This window comes from Azoarcus sp. Soil_N_20 (genome assembly GCF_057656155.1).
The window spans coordinates 101,888-118,831 of sequence record NZ_JBDGKX010000008.1; the positions used below are offsets into that span (position 1 = coordinate 101,888).

General features: G+C 64.1%; 12 protein-coding genes. 3 read left to right on the forward strand and 9 right to left on the reverse strand.

All coding sequences use genetic code 11. The features are described from left to right. The first annotated feature begins 214 nt into the window (after nucleotides 1-214). Together AC3A35_RS16945 and AC3A35_RS16950 are read left to right on the forward strand one after the other, a co-directional pair. On the forward strand, nucleotides 215-3,796 hold the full coding sequence (locus AC3A35_RS16945) for an indolepyruvate ferredoxin oxidoreductase family protein (RefSeq protein WP_487437368.1): 3,582 nt from the start codon (nucleotides 215-217) through the stop codon (nucleotides 3,794-3,796). Between the two features lie 154 nt (nucleotides 3,797-3,950). After that, entirely contained in the window at nucleotides 3,951-5,000 is a 1,050-nt protein-coding gene (locus AC3A35_RS16950; protein ID WP_487437369.1) for a Glu/Leu/Phe/Val dehydrogenase dimerization domain-containing protein, read from the forward strand. Between the two features lie 78 nt (nucleotides 5,001-5,078). On the opposite strand, the gene AC3A35_RS16955 is transcribed toward AC3A35_RS16950, so the two are convergent. The 9 genes from AC3A35_RS16955 to AC3A35_RS16995 form a co-directional block, all read right to left on the reverse strand. After that, nucleotides 5,079-5,744, reverse strand: coding sequence for a PEP-CTERM sorting domain-containing protein (locus AC3A35_RS16955; RefSeq protein WP_487437370.1), 666 nt, complete (start codon nucleotides 5,742-5,744; stop codon nucleotides 5,079-5,081). A 591-nt stretch (nucleotides 5,745-6,335) separates the two neighbouring features. Continuing rightward, on the reverse strand, nucleotides 6,336-8,135 hold the full coding sequence (gene aspS, locus AC3A35_RS16960; RefSeq protein WP_487437371.1) for an aspartate--tRNA ligase: 1,800 nt from the start codon (nucleotides 8,133-8,135) through the stop codon (nucleotides 6,336-6,338). Nucleotides 8,136-8,194: 59 nt separating this feature from the next. Next, nucleotides 8,195-8,821, reverse strand: a complete 627-nt coding sequence (locus AC3A35_RS16965; protein WP_487437372.1) for a DUF502 domain-containing protein — start codon at nucleotides 8,819-8,821, stop codon at nucleotides 8,195-8,197. Between the two features lie 25 nt (nucleotides 8,822-8,846). After that, nucleotides 8,847-9,122, reverse strand: coding sequence for an FmdB family zinc ribbon protein (locus tag AC3A35_RS16970; protein WP_487437373.1), 276 nt, complete (start codon nucleotides 9,120-9,122; stop codon nucleotides 8,847-8,849). 191 nt (nucleotides 9,123-9,313) lie between these two features. Continuing rightward, nucleotides 9,314-10,165, reverse strand: a complete 852-nt coding sequence (locus AC3A35_RS16975; protein ID WP_487437374.1) for a prepilin peptidase — start codon at nucleotides 10,163-10,165, stop codon at nucleotides 9,314-9,316. A gap of 51 nt (nucleotides 10,166-10,216) precedes the next feature. Further along, nucleotides 10,217-11,455 carry a type II secretion system F family protein gene (locus AC3A35_RS16980; RefSeq protein ID WP_487437375.1) on the reverse strand — a complete coding sequence of 413 codons (1,239 nt, stop codon included), beginning with the start codon at nucleotides 11,453-11,455 and terminating at the stop codon, nucleotides 10,217-10,219. A 25-nt stretch (nucleotides 11,456-11,480) separates the two neighbouring features. Continuing rightward, nucleotides 11,481-13,193, reverse strand: coding sequence for a type IV-A pilus assembly ATPase PilB (pilB, locus tag AC3A35_RS16985; RefSeq protein ID WP_487437376.1), 1,713 nt, complete (start codon nucleotides 13,191-13,193; stop codon nucleotides 11,481-11,483). 119 nt (nucleotides 13,194-13,312) lie between these two features. Beyond that, a complete protein-coding gene (locus AC3A35_RS16990; protein ID WP_487437377.1) occupies nucleotides 13,313-14,596 on the reverse strand; it encodes an HlyC/CorC family transporter in 1,284 nt (427 codons plus the stop codon). A 90-nt stretch (nucleotides 14,597-14,686) separates the two neighbouring features. Continuing rightward, complete coding sequence (locus AC3A35_RS16995; RefSeq protein WP_487437378.1) at nucleotides 14,687-15,517, reverse strand: cytochrome C assembly family protein; 831 nt, start codon at nucleotides 15,515-15,517, stop codon at nucleotides 14,687-14,689. 49 nt (nucleotides 15,518-15,566) lie between these two features. Here AC3A35_RS16995 and ffh point away from each other — a divergent pair, with 49 nt between their 5' ends. Then, nucleotides 15,567-16,934, forward strand: a complete 1,368-nt coding sequence (ffh, locus tag AC3A35_RS17000) for a signal recognition particle protein (RefSeq protein ID WP_487437379.1) — start codon at nucleotides 15,567-15,569, stop codon at nucleotides 16,932-16,934. Nucleotides 16,935-16,944: the final 10 nt, after the last annotated feature.

Below are 16,944 nucleotides of genomic sequence, written 5' to 3' on the forward strand. Positions count from 1 at the left end.
ATAGTAATAAGTAATGCTTGGAATAATTTTTCTTATCGCCGGTGCTTTGGTACGTAGTGAGAAAAATCTTTCCTCCCCGGTCTCCTTACCATGCGGTCTCGGCGTTCGTTCCTGCGGACGCGCCAACCCCAACCACCAAAGGAGACAACGTCGGCAGGCCGGATGTTCGCGCCATCAGCGCGGAAGCGTCGGGCCTGCGACCGTTCACACCACCATGTCGAACACCTTGCCTGCCGTCACTCTCAACGACAAATACACCCTCGAAACCGGCCGCGCCTGGATGACCGGAATCCAGGCCCTGGTGCGGCTGCCGATGATGCAGCGCGTGCGCGATCAGGCCGCCGGACTCAATACCGCCGGTTACGTCACCGGCTATCGGGGCTCGCCGCTGGGCAACGTCGACCAGGAATTCTGGAAGGCGCAGAAATTCCTCGAGCCGATGCACATCCGCTTTCATCCCGGGCTCAACGAAGACCTGGCGGCAACCGCGGTGTGGGGCACGCAGCAGGTCACCCTCGACCCCAATGCGAAGTACGACGGCGTGTTCTCGATCTGGTACGGCAAGGGGCCGGGGGTGGATCGTACCGGCGATGTGTTCCGCCATGCGAATGCGGCCGGCAGTTCGAAGCACGGCGGGGTGCTGGTGATCGCCGGTGACGATCATGCTGCGAAGTCCTCGACGCTGCCGCACCAGACCGAGCATGTGTTCAAGGCGCTGATGATGCCGGTGCTGGCACCGGCCGGCATCCAGGAGTACCTCGAGTACGGCCTGCACGGCTTCGCACTGTCGCGCTACTCGGGGTGCTGGGTGGCGTTCAAGGCGCTGACCGATACGGTGGAAACCTCGGCCTCGGTCGACGTCGATCCGTTCAAGGTGCAGACCGTGATCCCGACCGATTTTCCGCTGCCCGCCGACGGTCTCAACCTGCGTTGGCCCGATCCGCCGCTGGTGCAGGAGGAGCGCCTGCTGCACCACAAGCTGTATGCCGCGCTGGCCTACTGCCGCGCCAACGGACTCAACAGGACCGTGATCGACAGCCCCGATGCCCGGCTCGGCATCATCACCAGCGGCAAGAGCTATCTCGACGTGCGCCAGGCGCTCGAGGACCTGGGCATCGACGACACCGTGGCGGCCGAGATCGGGCTGCGCGTGTACAAGGTCGGCATGGTGTGGCCGCTGGAAGCCGAGGGTGTGCGCCGCTTCGCCTGCGGGCTGGAGGAAATCCTCGTGGTCGAGGAGAAACGCCAGTTCCTCGAGTATCAGCTGAAGGAAGAGCTCTACAACTGGAACGAACATGTCCGCCCGCGGGTGATCGGCAAGTTCGACGAAAAGGGGGAGTGGAGCCTGCCGCACGCCGACTGGCTGCTGCCGGCGGCCGGCGAGCTGACCCCGGCGATGGTGGCGCGCGCGATCGCCGCGCGCATCGCACGCTTCCATACCTCGGACCGGATCAAGGCACGGCTCGCCTTCCTTGAAGCAAAGGAGGCGGCGCTCGCCCGCCCGCGGCTGTCGATCGCGCGCGTGCCGCACTACTGTTCGGGCTGCCCGCACAACACCTCGACCAAGGTGCCGGAAGGCTCGCGCGCAATCGCCGGCATCGGCTGCCACTACATGGCCACCTGGCTGTCGCCAGAGTCCACCCAGACTTTCTGCCAGATGGGCGGCGAGGGGGTGCCCTGGGTCGGCCAATCGCCGTTCACCACCACGCCCCATGTGTTCGCCAACCTCGGTGACGGCACCTACATGCACTCCGGCATCCTGGCGATCCGCGCGGCGGTGGCGGCGAAGGTGAACATCACCTACAAGCTCCTGTACAACGATGCGGTGGCGATGACCGGCGGCCAGCCGCACGACGGCACCCTGTCGGTGCCGATCATCGCGCGCCAGCTCGCGGCCGAAGGCGTGAACAACATCATCGTGATGAATGACGGCACCGGGCGCGCCTATGGCCCGTCCGATCTGCCGCACGGGGTACCGATCCGTCATCGCGACGAACTCGACGCGGTGCAGCGCGAACTGCGCGCGGTGCCGGGCGTGACCGCGCTGATCTACGACCAGACCTGCGCCGCGGAGAAGCGCCGGCGCAGGAAGCGCGGCACCTTCCCCGATCCGGCCAAACGCGTGGTGATCAACGATCTCGTGTGCGAGGGTTGCGGCGACTGCAGCGACAAGTCGAACTGCATGTCGGTCGCCTCCGTCGAGACCGAGTTCGGGCGCAAGCGCACCATCGACCAGTCCTCGTGCAACAAGGATTTCTCCTGTGTGAAAGGCTTCTGCCCCAGCTTCGTCACCATCGAGGGCGGCAGCCTGCGCAAGGGCAAGGCGGTCGGCAGCACGACCGACACCTTCGCTGCCCTGCCGCAGCCGCAGCTGCCGTCCACCGCAGCGCCCTGGGGCATCCTGGTGACCGGTGTCGGCGGCACCGGTGTGGTCACCATCGGCGCGCTGCTGGGCATGGCCGCGCATCTCGAAGGCAAGGGCATCTCGGTGCTCGACATGGCCGGCCTGGCACAGAAGGGCGGCGCGGTATGGTCGCATGTGCGCATCGCCGACACCCCGGAACAGCTGTTTGCCGCCCGTGTGGCGGCCGGCGAGGCCAATGCGGTGATCGGCTGCGACCTGGTGGTCGCGGCGAGCGACGAGTCGCTGGCCAAGATGCGCAACGGCCACACCCGCGTCGTGATCAATCGCGACCAGACCATGACCAGCGAGTTCGTCCGCGGCTTTGCCGCCCAGGCGCGCAGCGGCGACGTCGGCGCCAACCCCGATCCGCAGTTCCCGGCCGGGTCGATGGAGCACCAGATCGTCGAGGCGGTCGGTGCCGAGCGGGCCGAGTTCGTCGATGCCACGCGGCTGGCCACGGCCCTGCTCGGCGATTCGATCGCGACCAATCTGTTCATGCTCGGCTATGCCTGGCAGAAGGGCCTGGTGCCGCTGACCGGCGAGGCCATCCTGCGCGCGATCGAGATCAACGGCGCCGCGGTCGAGGCCAACAAGGCCGCGTTCCAGTGGGGCCGGCGCGCAGCGGTGGACCCGCAGGCCGTAGCCGCGGCGGCGAAGCCGCAGCACGGCACGCCGGAGCATCATAAACTGTCGACCAGCGTCGATGAAGTCATTGCACGGCGCAAGGCCCAGCTCACCGACTACCAGAATGCGGCCTATGCGGAGCGTTACGCGAAGCTGGTCGAGCGCGTGCGTGCCGCCGAGGCGCGTGTGGCCCCCGGGGTCAACCTGCTGACCGAGGCGGTGGCACGCGGCTACCACAAGCTGCTGGCCTACAAGGACGAGTACGAGGTGGCGCGTCTCTACACCGACAGCGATTTCCTCAAGCGGGTCGAGGAGCAGTTCGAAGGCGACTACAAGCTCGTCTTCCATCTCGCCCCGCCGACGCTGGCCGACAAGGATCCGCGCACCGGCGAGCTGCAGAAGAAGAGCTACGGTTCGTGGATGCTGAAGGCGATGCGGATGCTGGCGAAGTTCCGCCATCTGCGCGGCAGCATGCTCGACCCCTTCGCCCGCAGCCACGACCGCAAGCTCGACCGCGAACTGATCGCGGACTACGAGCGCGTGATCGAAGAGATCCTCGCCGGCCTGACGCTGTCCAATCATGAGTCGGCGGTAGAACTCGCCGCGCTGCCCGAGCAGATTCGCGGCTTCGGCCACGTCCGTGAGCGCTATCTGGCCAATGCGCGCAAGCGCCAGACGGCAATGCTCGATGCGTTCCGGCGCAAGCAGCCGCTGGCCGGGCCGACCGGCGCGAAGGTGCGCAAGACGATCGCGGTGCTTGCCGGCTGAAGATCAGCGTGCACGAGGTTCAGCCGGCGCGCATGGCCGCCCCGGCTGGATCCGGCACACTCCGCTTTTACCACCACGTCGTGCGGCGTTGCGGTTGCCACGAGCGATCGAGCCCGCTGCCCGGCACACATCCAAACCCAGGAAGGAGACTGTCATGGCTGTATTTTCACTGAGCGACTTTGCCGATCACGAACAGGTCGTGTTCTGCAGCGACGACAAGAGCGGACTGAAGGCGATCATCGCCGTCCACAATTCGAACCTCGGCCCTGCGCTCGGCGGTTGCCGCATGTGGCCTTATGCCACCGAGGAAGAAGCGGTGCGCGACGTGCTGCGCCTGTCGCGCGGCATGACCTACAAGTCGGCGATGGCCAATCTGAAGCTCGGCGGCGGCAAGTCGGTGATCATCGGCAACCCGCGTACGCACAAGACCCCCGAGCTGCTCGTCGCCTTTGCCCGCGCGCTCGAGAATCTCAACGGCCGCTATATTGCCGCCGAAGATTCGGGTACCAGCGTGGCCGACATGAAGTACATGGCCCAATTCACCCGCCATGTGGCCGGCATCGTGGACAAGCCCACCGAAGACGGCACGCGTAGCGGCGACCCGTCGCCCGCCACCGCCTACGGTACCTTCGTCGGCATCAAGGCCGCGGTGAAGGAAAGGCTGGGCCGCGACTCGCTCGAAGGCTTGCGGGTCGCGGTGCAAGGCGTGGGCAATGTCGGCTTCGACCTTGCCCGCCAGTTGAAGGCGGCCGGAGCCAGCCTGTGGGTTACCGACATCCACCGTGAGCCGCTCGTCCGCGCGGGGGCGGAGCTCGGCGCCACCGTGGTCGCACCCGACGAGATCTTCGGCCTCGAGGTCGACGTGTTCGCGCCGTGCGCGCTCGGCGCGATCCTCAACGACCAGACCATTCCGCTGCTCAAGGCACAGATTGTCGCCGGCGCCTCGAACAATCAACTCGCCGAAGCCCGCCATGGCCTCGAGCTGATGAAGCGCGGCATCCTCTATGCCCCCGATTATGTAATCAATGCCGGTGGCATCATCGATGTGTACCACGAGCGCACCGGTTTCGACCGGAGGGCGTTGCTGAAGCACGTCGAGGGCATCCATGACAATCTGATGGAAGTGTTCGAGCGTGCCCGCAAGGAAGAGCGGCCCACCAATGAAGTGGCCGATGCGATTGCCGAGGAGCGTTTCCGGCGCTGAACGGGCCCCTCGGCGCAAGCACCAAATGACAACGGCGACCTCGCGGTCGCCGTCAGGTAGTCGAAACCCGGGCTCCGATCAGGCAGATGTGCGCCGGCGCAGCACTCCCATCCCTACGAGACCGAGCCCGAGGAGGGCGACGGTGGCGGGTTCCGGCACTGCGGTCACGGCTTCAATCTGGTCCACCGTGGAGATGTCCAGCGTGAAGGACCGGAACAGGATGGGGTCTGCACCGACGGTGTCGCCGATGCGCAGCGTCCAGGTGCCGAACAGATCGGTGTCGTCGAAGGCCGACAACAACTCGGTCGGCCTGAAGGTGCCGCCCTGGATGGTGCCCGGAAGGGCGGAGGCGGCTTCGTCGTCGAATACGTTGGAGACATTGATGCTGCCGTTCGGGCCGCTGAAGTAACTGGCGGGGAACAGGGTCACAACGATGCCGGTCGATCCGGTAAGGGTCATGTAGGCCTCGCCGGGATAGGGGAAATCGCTGCCTCCGCTGCAGCGGAAGGAAGGGTTGAAGCCATTGCCACACTTGCTCCAATCTACCGTGAGATTGACATCCGCGATCTGCGCGTGAGTGTCGAACGTGATGGTGCGGTCGATGAAGGACGCGTCGGCCGCCCCCCCGATGGTATTCGAGGCCGTCATCAGGGCTGCATTGGCGCCGACGCTGGCAAGACTGGCGAACAGGCCGATGGCCGCGATGCGCGCGGCTGCCGGGATGCGGAACAAGGTGTTTTTCATGGCGACGACTCCGAGTCTCAGTTTTCTTGATGGATGTACTGAATTAAACGCAAAAGTTAAATAAGGCGAGTTGTGGAATGTAAAGCGTGAATCGTGCCAGTTATTGATTGCCCGTCTTGCGCTTTATAGATCAGAGGTTTGTAGATAATTTAGTCGTATTTATTGTTTTTGCAGGAGGTTGTGTAAGATAATCCGACACGCTCCTAGTCGTGACGGGATCTTACGCATCTGCGTCGACATATTGGTGTGATTTTTGGTGATTTTGATCACGTTCAATGCTTATGTTGTCCAGGGGCGGCGGCCTGATGCGGCGTGGTGGCATCTGCAGGGCGATGGACGTCCGCAATCGACCGGTTTTCGCCCCGGCAGCTGTAAGAAAAGCCGACATTGACGAGCTGCGCGGGTACGCCGGGTCCGCGCCTGATGCATTTGTCAGCGATTGCCGCGATGCCGAGGCTGGCCGGACGCCGGGCGCAGGCTCCCGGAATGGCGTTCGATCGATGCCGGGCGAAATCCGCGGCCACGGCGCCATGGGCGCAAAAAAGGCCGCAATCGATGATTGCGGCCTTTTGTCTTCGGCGGTGCAGCCGGTCAGGCCTTGCCGACCTCGACCTGGGTTTCCACCTTCTGGCGCAGGCGGATGTGGAGTTCGCGCAACTGCTTCTCGTCCACGTCGCCCGGGGCGTTGGTCAGCAGGCATTGTGCGCGCTGGGTCTTGGGGAAGGCGATCACGTCGCGGATCGACTCGGCGCCGGCCATCATGGTGACCACGCGGTCGAGGCCGAAGGCCAGGCCACCGTGCGGCGGCGCGCCGTACTTGAGCGCATCGAGCAGGAAGCCGAATTTGAGCTGCTGCTCCTCGGGGCCGATGTTGAGCGCATCGAACACCCTGGCCTGGACGTCGGCGCGGTGGATACGCACCGAGCCACCGCCGATTTCCCAGCCGTTGAGCGCGAGGTCGTAGGCCTTGGCCAGACATTCGCCGGGGCTGGTGGTGAGCAGTTCGAGGTGCTCGTCCTTGGGGCTGGTGAACGGATGATGGCAGGCCGTCCAGCGCTTGCTGTCGTCGTCGTACTCGAACATCGGGAAGTCGACCACCCACAACGGGCACCAGGCCTCGCCGGTGACGAACCCCTTCTCGTGGCCGAGCTTGGTGCGCAGCGCGCCGAGCGCGTCATTGACCACCTTGGTCTTGTCGGCGCCGAAGAAGATCAGGTCGCCCGACTGCGCACCGGTGCGCTCCAGAATGGTACGCAGCGCGGATTCGTGCAGGTTCTTGACGATCGGCGATTGCAGGCCGGTTTCGTTGGGCTGTGTGGCGTCATTGACCTTGATGTAGGCAAGACCGCGGGCACCGTAGATGCCGACGAATTTTGTATATTCGTCGATTTCGCCGCGACTGAGGCTGGCGCCACCCGGTACGCGCATCGCGGCGACGCGACCGCCCGAAGTGGCGGGGCCGGAGAATACCTTGAAGGCGACGTCCCTGACCGCATCGGTGACTTCGGTGAGTTCGAGGGTGACACGCAGATCGGGCTTGTCCGAGCCGAAGCGGCGCATGGCTTCGGCAAAGCTCATGCGCGGGAAGGGGTTGGGCAGTTCGACCGCGAGCGCCTCCTTGAACACGAAGCGGATCATCTCTTCCATCAACGCGGTGATCTCGGTCTCGGTCAGGAACGAGGTCTCGATATCGACCTGGGTGAATTCGGGCTGGCGGTCGGCGCGCAGGTCCTCGTCGCGGAAGCACTTGGTGATCTGGTAATAGCGGTCGAAGCCGGCGACCATCAGCAACTGCTTGAACAGTTGCGGCGATTGCGGCAATGCGAAGAATTGACCCGGATGGACGCGTGACGGCACCAGGTAGTCGCGCGCGCCTTCCGGTGTGCTCTTGGTCAGCATCGGGGTCTCGATGTCGATGAAACCGGCACTGTCGAGGAAGCGGCGGAAGGCCATCGCGGTCTTGTAGCGCAGCATCAGATTCTTCTGCATCTGTGGGCGGCGCAGGTCGATCACGCGGTTGGTCAGGCGCACGGTCTCGGAGAGATTTTCGTCGTCGAGCTGGAACGGCGGCGTGACCGAGGCGTTGAGCACCTCGATGTCGTGGCACAGCACCTCGATTTCACCCGAAGTCAGGTTCGCGTTTTCGGTACCGGCCGGACGGCGACGCACCTTGCCGGTCATTTTCAGCACGAACTCGTTGCGTACCGATTCGGCAATGCCGAACATCGCGGCACGGTCCGGGTCGCATACGACCTGGACCAGGCCCTCGCGATCGCGCAGATCGATGAAGATCACCCCGCCGTGGTCGCGCCGGCGATGCACCCAGCCGCACAGGGTGACGATCTGATCGAGGTCGGCGGCCGTTACCTGGCCACAGTATTGAGTTCGCATGGTGTTGTTTCCGGAAATTCAGACGCCGTCCCGAGGGACGACCGGGATTCAGGGGTGGATCATTCGTTGAGCAGCGCGGGGCGCTCGACGGGCTTGCGTACCGGCGGTGCCACGACGCCCATCGAGATGATGTATTTCAGCGCTTCGTCGACGCTCATCTCGAGCTCGATGACATCTGCCCTGGGCATCATCAGGAAAAAGCCTGAAGTCGGGTTGGGCGTGGTCGGTACATACACGCTGACATACTCGCCGGCCAGGTGATTCGCCGCATCGCCCCCCGGCTTTCCGGTCAGGAAGGCGATGGTCCACGAACCCTGGCGCGGATACTGCACCAGCAGCGCCTTGCGGAAGGCCTGGCCGCTGCTGGAGAACAGCGTGTCGGACACCTGCTTCACGCTGTAGTAGATCGACTTCACCACCGGGATGCGCGAGAGGATCCCCTCCCACAGCTGCACCACCTTCTGGCCCAGTACGTTGGCGGCCACCAGGCCGGTGACAAATACGATCAGCAGGGTCGCCACCACGCCGACGCCGGGAAGATCGAAGCCGATCAGGTCCCGTGGCTGGGCGCCATTGGGCAGCCACAGCAGAATCTGGTCGAGCGTGTTCACGATCCAGGCCAGCACCATGAAGGTGATGGCGAGCGGGATCCAGATCAGCAGGCCGGTAATGAAGTATTTTTTCACTCAGTGGTCCGAAGGGTGCGTGCAGTCACGGATGACAGGCGCAGCTGCCGCCGCAACCGGCCGCCGGGGCTGCGCTGGCCGAGTCCGCCGAGGGCGACGGGGCCGCCGCTGTCTTTCCACCGCCCTTGAAATCGGTCGCGTACCAGCCGTTGCCCTTGAGCTGGAAGCCGGCGGCCGACAGCAGCTTGATGTAGCTTTCGCTACCGCAGGTGGGACAAGTGGTGAGGGTGGCGTCACTCATCTTTTGCAGGTGTTCCTTCTGGAACCCGCAGCTTTCACAGCGATATTCGTAAATGGGCATGACAGGCTCCGGAAAGGCAGGTGCGCAAGTCTAACGCAATGCAGCATAAGGAAAAAGCAAAGTCCCGCAGAGTTCGCGGTCGAGGGCGATATGGGGGTGGTGGAGCGGAATTTCAAGCGCCCAGTGGCGCGGGGACACTTCGAATCAGCGCGTGGGGTCGCCGCGCGGTGTTGGTCACCTTGCCGATATGATCAGAATGCGCCGAGATAGCGCTGAGTGATCGCTTCGCCCCAGAATAGCGCGATCACACCGGCTGCAGCGAGGTAAGGGCCGAACGGAATCGGCACGTTGCGTCCGTGGCGGGCGAAGACGATCAGACCGATCCCGATTGTCGCGCCCACCAGTGACGACAGCAGAATCGTCAGCGGCAGGGTCTGCCACCCGAGCCAGGCGCCGATCGCCGCGAGCAGCTTGAAGTCGCCATAGCCCATGCCTTCCTTCCCGGTCGCCAGCTTGAACAGCCAGAATACCGACCACAACGCCAGATAGCCGGCCATCGCGCCTGCCACCGCGCCAGGCAGATCGGTGTAGATCCCGGCCAGGTTGAAGGCGAGACCCAGCCACAGCAGGGGCAGGGTCAGGTCGTCGGGAAGAAGCTGGGTGTCCAGATCGATGAAGGCGAGCGCGATCATCGCCCACAGGAACAGCAGCGCGCCAGCGGCAGCGACGCCGAATCCGAAATGCCAGGCTGCGTATCCGGACAGGGCGGCGGTGAGCACCTCGACGACCGGATAGCGCCGGCTGATCGGTGCGCTGCAATGACGGCAGCGCCCGCGCAGGATCAGGTAGCTCACCACCGGAATGTTCTCGAGCGCCGAGATCAGATGGCCGCAATGCGGGCAGCGCGAACGCGGGGCCGCAAGGTCGAAGCGTTCGGCAGCCGGTGCCGGTTCGCCGCGCAATTCTGCGGCCTGGCTGATCCATTCGCGTTCCATCATCTTGGGCAGGCGATGAATCACGACATTGAGGAAGCTGCCGACGAACAATCCGATCAGCGTGGCGAGGGGAATGAATGCGACCGGGTCGCGCAGCAGATCGTGCATGGGATGTGAGCGAGGTGGTTGCGGCCCGGCTGAAACCGGGCCGCAACGAAGTCAGACGACGGCGCCGAGCTTGAAGATCGGCAGGTACATGGCCACGACCAGGCCGCCGATGACGACGCCGAGGAAGACCATGATGATCGGCTCGAGCAGCGTGGACAGGCCGGCGACCGAATCGTCGACCTCCTGTTCGAAGAAGTCTGCGACCTTGGAGAGCATGCCGTCGAGCTGGCCGGACTCCTCGCCGATCGACACCATCTGCACCACCATGGTGGGGAACACATCGGTGTTCTGCATCGCCACGGTCAGGCTGGTGCCGCTGCTGACCTCGTTCTGGATCGATTTGGTCGCGGTCAGATAGACATAGTTGCCCGCGGCGCCGCCCACCGAGTCGAGCGCCTCGACCAATGGGACGCCAGCCGCGAACATGGTCGATAGCGTTCGCGCCCAGCGCGCCACGGTCGCCTTGCGGATGATGTCGCCCACCACCGGCAGCCTCAGCACCGCGCGGTCCACCGCGATCTGCATGGCGGGCGAGCGTTTGTACAGGAAGCTGATGCCCACTACGGTGCCGATCACGATACCGAACATCAGGTACCAGTAAGTCACGAAGAAGTCGGACATCGCGATCACGATCAGTGTCGGCGCCGGCAGATCGGCACCGAAGCTGGTGAACACGTTCTTGAACTCGGGGATCACGAACAGCATCATCACCGCGACCACCAGGGTGGCGACCACCACCACCGCAATCGGGTAGAACAGCGCCGACTTGATCTTGCTCTTGATCGCGAGGATCTTTTCCTTGTAGGTCGCAATCCGGTCGAGCAGGTTGTCGAGGATGCCGGCCTGCTCGCCTGCCGCCACCAGGTTGCAGAACAGCTTGTCGAAATGGACCGGATGCCTGGCAAAGGCCTGCGACAGGTTTGAGCCCGTTTCGACGTCGTTGCGTACCTCGTTCAGCAGCCGCGCCAGGCTGGGATTGCCCGAGCCCTTGATGCCGATGTCGAAGGCCTGCAGCAGCGGGACCCCGGATTTCATCATCGTCGCCAGTTGCCGGGTGAACAGCGCGATGTCCTTTTCGCTGATCTTGTGACCGCGGGACATCTTCTGCTTCTTGACTTTGGTGACCAGCACGCCCTGGCGGCGCAGGGTGGCCTGGACGACGGCCTCGCCCGAGGCGCGTACCTCACCCCGAATGAGCTTTCCGGTCTTGTCCTTGCCTTCCCAGTTGTAGAGATCTTCTTTTGGTCCGGCCGGTGCGCGACGGACGGCCGTTCGGGATGCTGTCGCCATAAGTGGATTTCCCCGTGTATCTGTCTTATTCGTTGGTGGTTGCCAGCACTTCTTCGAGCGAAGTGACGCCCTGGCGAACCTTGAGCAGGCCCGACTTGCGCAGATCGCTGACGCCTTCCCGTTCTGCCTGGGCAGCGATATCCATCGAGTTGCCGTTGGTCATGATGATATGCGCAATCTCTTCGCTGACCGGCATGACCTGATAGATGCCGACCCGTCCCTTGTAGCCACTGCCCTTGCAGCGATCGCAGCCGACCGGCCCGTAGGGCTCCCAGCTGCCATCGAGCTCTTCCTCGCCGAAGCCGGCATCGAGCAGGGCCTCGATCGGAATGTCCGCCGGTTTCTTGCAGGTGCACAGCCTGCGGGCAAGGCGTTGCGCGGTGATCATGATCACCGACGAGGCAATATTGAACGGGGCCACGCCCATGTTCTTGAGCCGCTCGAGGGTGGACGGGGCGTCGTTGGTATGCAGCGTGGACAGCACCAGGTGGCCGGTCTGTGCGGCCTTGACCGAGATTTCGGCGGTTTCCAGATCGCGGATCTCGCCGACCATGATCACGTCCGGATCCTGGCGCAAGAAGGCGCGCAGCGCTGCGGCGAAGGTCAGGCCCGCCTTTTCGTTTACGTTGACCTGGTTGATGCCGGGCAGGTTGATTTCGGCGGGGTCTTCGGCCGTGGAGATATTCACCCCGGCCTTGTTGAGCATGTTGAGGCAGGTGTAGAGCGACACCGTCTTGCCCGAACCGGTCGGCCCGGTCACCAGGATCATGCCGTAGGGGCGGTCGATCGCGTCGAGCAGCGCCTTCTTCTGTTCGGGTTCATAGCCGAGCGCGTCGACGCCCAGCATCGCGGAACTCGGATCCAGAATCCGCATCACGATCTTTTCGCCGTGCAGCGTCGGCAGCGACGAGACCCGGAAATCGATCGCCTTGTTCTTGGACAGCACCAGCTTCATGCGGCCGTCCTGCGGCACCCGTTTCTCGGAGATGTCGAGGCGCGAGATGACCTTGATCCGCGCCGCGATCTTCTCTTTCAGCACCAGCGGCGGCTGGGCGATCTCGCGCAGTACGCCGTCGGTTCGCACCCGGATCCGGTAGTACTTTTCGTAGGGTTCGAAATGAACGTCGGAGGCCCCTTCGTTGATCGCATCGATCAGGACCTTCTGGATGAACTTCACTACCGGGGCGTCGTCGACCTCGGAGCTGTCATCGGCAACCGGTTCGGAGGGACCATCCTGTTGCAGCAAGTCCATGTCGAACTCGTCGCCGGTCAGGTCCTTCAGCGTCTGCTGGGCCGATTCGCTGAGGGCCTCGGCCAGCTTGCCGAGTTTGTCGACTTCGACGATGACCAGGTCGACCTGCAGCCCGGTCTGGAAACGGATTTCGTCGAGCACCCGCATGTTCGATGGATCCGCCACCGCCAGGGTAAGGCGGTTCTGGCGTTTACCGAGTGCCACCACCTGATGTTTGCTCATCAACTTGCGGTCGATGGCGTCCCTCGGGATGATGCTGCGGTCGATCGTGCCGACGTCGAACAGCGGGTAGCCGAAAGTTTCGGCCGCGAACTTCGCGATTTCGCGCGGACTCAGCAGACCGCGCTGGGACAACTCGAGCAGGAAGGCGTTGGTCGAGCCATTTGCGCTTGGCGAACAGGACACCACGTCGGCTTCGGTCAGCCGACCGTTCTGTATCAGTGCGCGGGCGAGTCCGCTCAGGGCGGTCTGTGGATTTGCTGCCATTCCGGCTCTCGAAACACCGGCGCGTATTTGCCGGAGATCCTAATTAAGTGACATTCGATGGTGCACGCTGAGTCTCTGCTTGTAAAGCCCCGCGCCGAGTGGGGTCGCGCTGAACGGGCTCAAGCAGCCGCGGCCCGGCTGGTGGTACGGAATATCCGCGCGGTCTTGACCTTGCGATCCTGGGTCTGGATGACTTCGATCGGCGTCCCTGAGATGCGCACCGACAGCCCGGTTTCGGGAATGTCCTGGAGGTACTCGAGCAGCAGTCCGTTGAGGGTTTTCGGCCCGTCGATCGGCAACTCGAGTTCGAGCTGACGGTTGAGGTCGCGCAGATTGGTGCTGCCATCGACGATCACCGACTCGTCGTCGCCCCAGTGCAGACGGCGCGCAGACTCCGGGGTGCTGGTGGTGAACTTGCCGATCAGCTCCTCGATGATGTCTTCGAGCGTGACCAGCCCGAGCATCTCGCCGTACTCGTCCACCACCAGGGCCAGCCGCTGCCGATTCTCCTGAAAGAACTGGATCTGCGAGTAGAGCGGGGTGTCGGCCGGCACGAAATAGGGCTTCACCATGAGCCTTCGGATCTTGTCCGTGCTGACGTCGTTGTCGAATGCGTCGCTCAGAAGGCGGCGCAGATGGAGTACGCCGATGACCTGCTCGCTGTCGCCGTCATGCACTGGCAGGCGGGTGTGATAGCTGGTGGCGATGCGTTCGCGCAGTTCCTCGATCGGATGGGACAGATCGATTCCCTCGATCGCGCCGCGCGGGGTCATCACGTCCTCGACCGTGATGTTCTCCAGGTCGAACAGGTTCACCAGGATGCTGCGGTGAGTCTGCGGAATGTACTGGCCCGACTCCAGCACCATGGAGCGCAACTCCTCGGTCGACAGGGCGGTCGCCCCATTGTCATGTCGGGGCTGCAGCCGGAGCAGGATCAGCAGTCCGCGCGAAAACAGGTTGACGAACCAGATCACCGAATAGAACACCCGTAGCAGGGCGCTCAGCGGATAGCTCACGATCAGCGCCAGACGGTCGGCATGGTGGGCGCCGATGACCTTCGGCGTGATCTCGGAAAACACCAGAATGATGAAGGTGATGGCCAGCGTTGCGGCACCCAGCGCCCAGCGGTCGTCGCCGAACAGTTCGAGGGTGATGATGCTGACCAGCATCGCCGCCGCGGTGTTGACCAGGTTGTTGAACAGCAGGATCACGCCGAGCAGGCGGTCGGTCTGGTTCAGCAGGTCGACGGCCAGACGGGCGCCACGATGGTTCTGGGCTGCCAGCGAGCGTAGCCGGTAGCGGTTTGCCGCCATCATCACCGTCTCGGACATGGAAAACAGGGCCGAAACCACGAGGAGCAAAACCAGGGCGCAAAATTGCACCGCAAGACCGATGTCTGACACGTGTAGGAGAGGTTGAGGCGGGCCTTGAGTATCGAAGCGGCACGGATGCGGTGTCAACCGGAAACCACGACGGGGATCCGGGAATGAGGCTCAGCCGGCGCGGTGCAGCAGGACTTCGATCACGAAGCGGCTGCCCACGTAGGCCAGCATCAGGGCGACGAAGCCGGCCAGCGTCCACCGCAGCGCGATTCGCCCGCGCCATCCCCACGCCCGACGTCCGACCAGCAGGGCACCGAACAGCAGCCAGGACACGATCGCAAAAACCGTCTTGTGGTCGATCAGGAAGGCCTTGCCGAACAGGCTCTCCGAAAACACGATGCCCGACGCGAGGGTGAGGGTCAGCAACACGAAGGCGATGCCGATCAGACGGAAAAGCAGTGCCTCCATCGTGAGCAGCGGCGGGAGCCCGGACAGGATGCGGGAGAAACGCGCGTGGTGGAGCTGTCGCTCGGCGACCGCCATCAGCATGGCGTGCAGGGCGGCCAGCGTGAACAGGCTATAGGCCAGCATGGCGATGATGAAATGGGCACGAAAGGCCGGAGAGGCCGCGTTGGCCAGGACGTGCTCGCCGGGAAAGAACGCCGGCAGCATCGAGGCGATCGCGCCCGCGGGCAGCACGGCGGCGTGCAGCCCGTCGAGCCGGGTATAAAGGGTCTCCACCCAGTAGAAACAGATCGCCAGCCAGACCATCAGCGACAGTGCCACACTGAAGCCGAAACGCATCTCGGCGCCGGGGAACAGGGCGAAATGCAGTGCTGCGCCGTGCGCCAGGAGCGCCACGAGCAGGAGCATCCGCTCGCGCGTCGACATGCACAGGCGCTTCTGCACGGGCTGCGGACCGAGGATGCAGGCGCGCCAGAACAGCACGCCGAGCCCGGCATAAAGCGAGGCGGGGAGGAGATGAAGTAGAATTGGCTGCATACAGACGTGCAGTTTACTCCAAGTCACCCCGGCTGAAGGTCCCCAGAACATGCTCGACAATCTCACCCAGCGCCTGTCCAAGGTCGTCAAGACCCTGCGCGGGCAGGCCCGCCTGACCGAAGACAACATCCAGGAAGCGATGCGCGAGGTGCGCATGGCGCTTCTCGAAGCCGACGTCGCGCTGCCGGTGGTCAAGGATTTCGTCAGTCGGGTCAAGGAAAAGGCCGTCGGTCAGGAAGTGGTCGGCTCGCTGACCCCGGGGCAGGCCCTGGTCGGGGTGGTCCACGATGAACTCAAGGCGCTGATGGGCGGGGCGCATCAGGGTCTCAATCTGGCCACCCAGCCGCCGGCCGTGGTGCTGATGGCCGGTCTGCAGGGCGCCGGCAAGACCACCACCACCGGCAAGCTTGCCAAGCATCTGCGCGAAGAGCACAAGAAGAAAGTGTTGGTGGTGTCGGCCGACGTCTACCGCCCGGCGGCGATCGAGCAGCTGAAAACCGTGGCGGCGCAGGCCGGGGTGGATTTCTTCCCGTCCACCATCGACCAGCAGCCGGTCGCCATCGCGCTCGCGGCGCTCGACTATGCGCGCAAGCACCACAACGACGTGCTGCTGGTCGACACCGCCGGCCGGCTGGCGATCGACGAGGCGATGATGGCCGAGATCCGGGCGCTGCATGCGGCACTCGACCCGATCGAGACCCTGTTCGTGGTCGATGCGATGCTCGGGCAGGATGCGGTGAACACCGCGCGGGCCTTCAACGAGGCGCTGCCGCTCACCGGTATCGTGCTGACCAAGCTCGATGGCGATTCGCGCGGGGGCGCCGCACTTTCGGTGCGTCATGTGACCGGCAAGCCGCTGAAGTTTGCCGGCGTGGGCGAGAAGCTCTCCGGGCTCGAGCCGTTTCACCCCGATCGCATGGCCAGCCGGATTCTCGGCATGGGTGACATCCTCGGTCTGGTCGAGGAGGCGCGGCGCGGCGTCGACGAGGATCAGGCGCGCGCCTTTGCGCAGAAGCTCAAGAGTGGAAAGGGGTTCGATCTGAGCGATTTCAAGGAGCAGATCGGCCAGATGCGCAAGATGGGCGGTCTGTCCTCGATGCTCGACAAGCTGCCGGCACAGTTTGCCCAGGCCGCCGGCAAGTTGCAGGGCGGGGTCGAAGAGAAGGCCATCGGCCGTATCGAGGGCATCATCGATTCGATGACACCGCTCGAACGCGCCAAACCGGAACTGCTCAAGGCCAGCCGCAAGCGCCGGATCGCCGCCGGTGCCGGGGTGACGGTGCAGGAGGTCAATCGGCTGCTGAATCAGTTCGAGCAGACGCAGAAGGTGATGAAGCAGTTCTCCAAGGGCGGCATGGCCAAGATGATGCGCGGCATGAAAGGCATGCTGCCCGGCATGCCGGGGATGCCGCGTTGAGCGCCCGCTG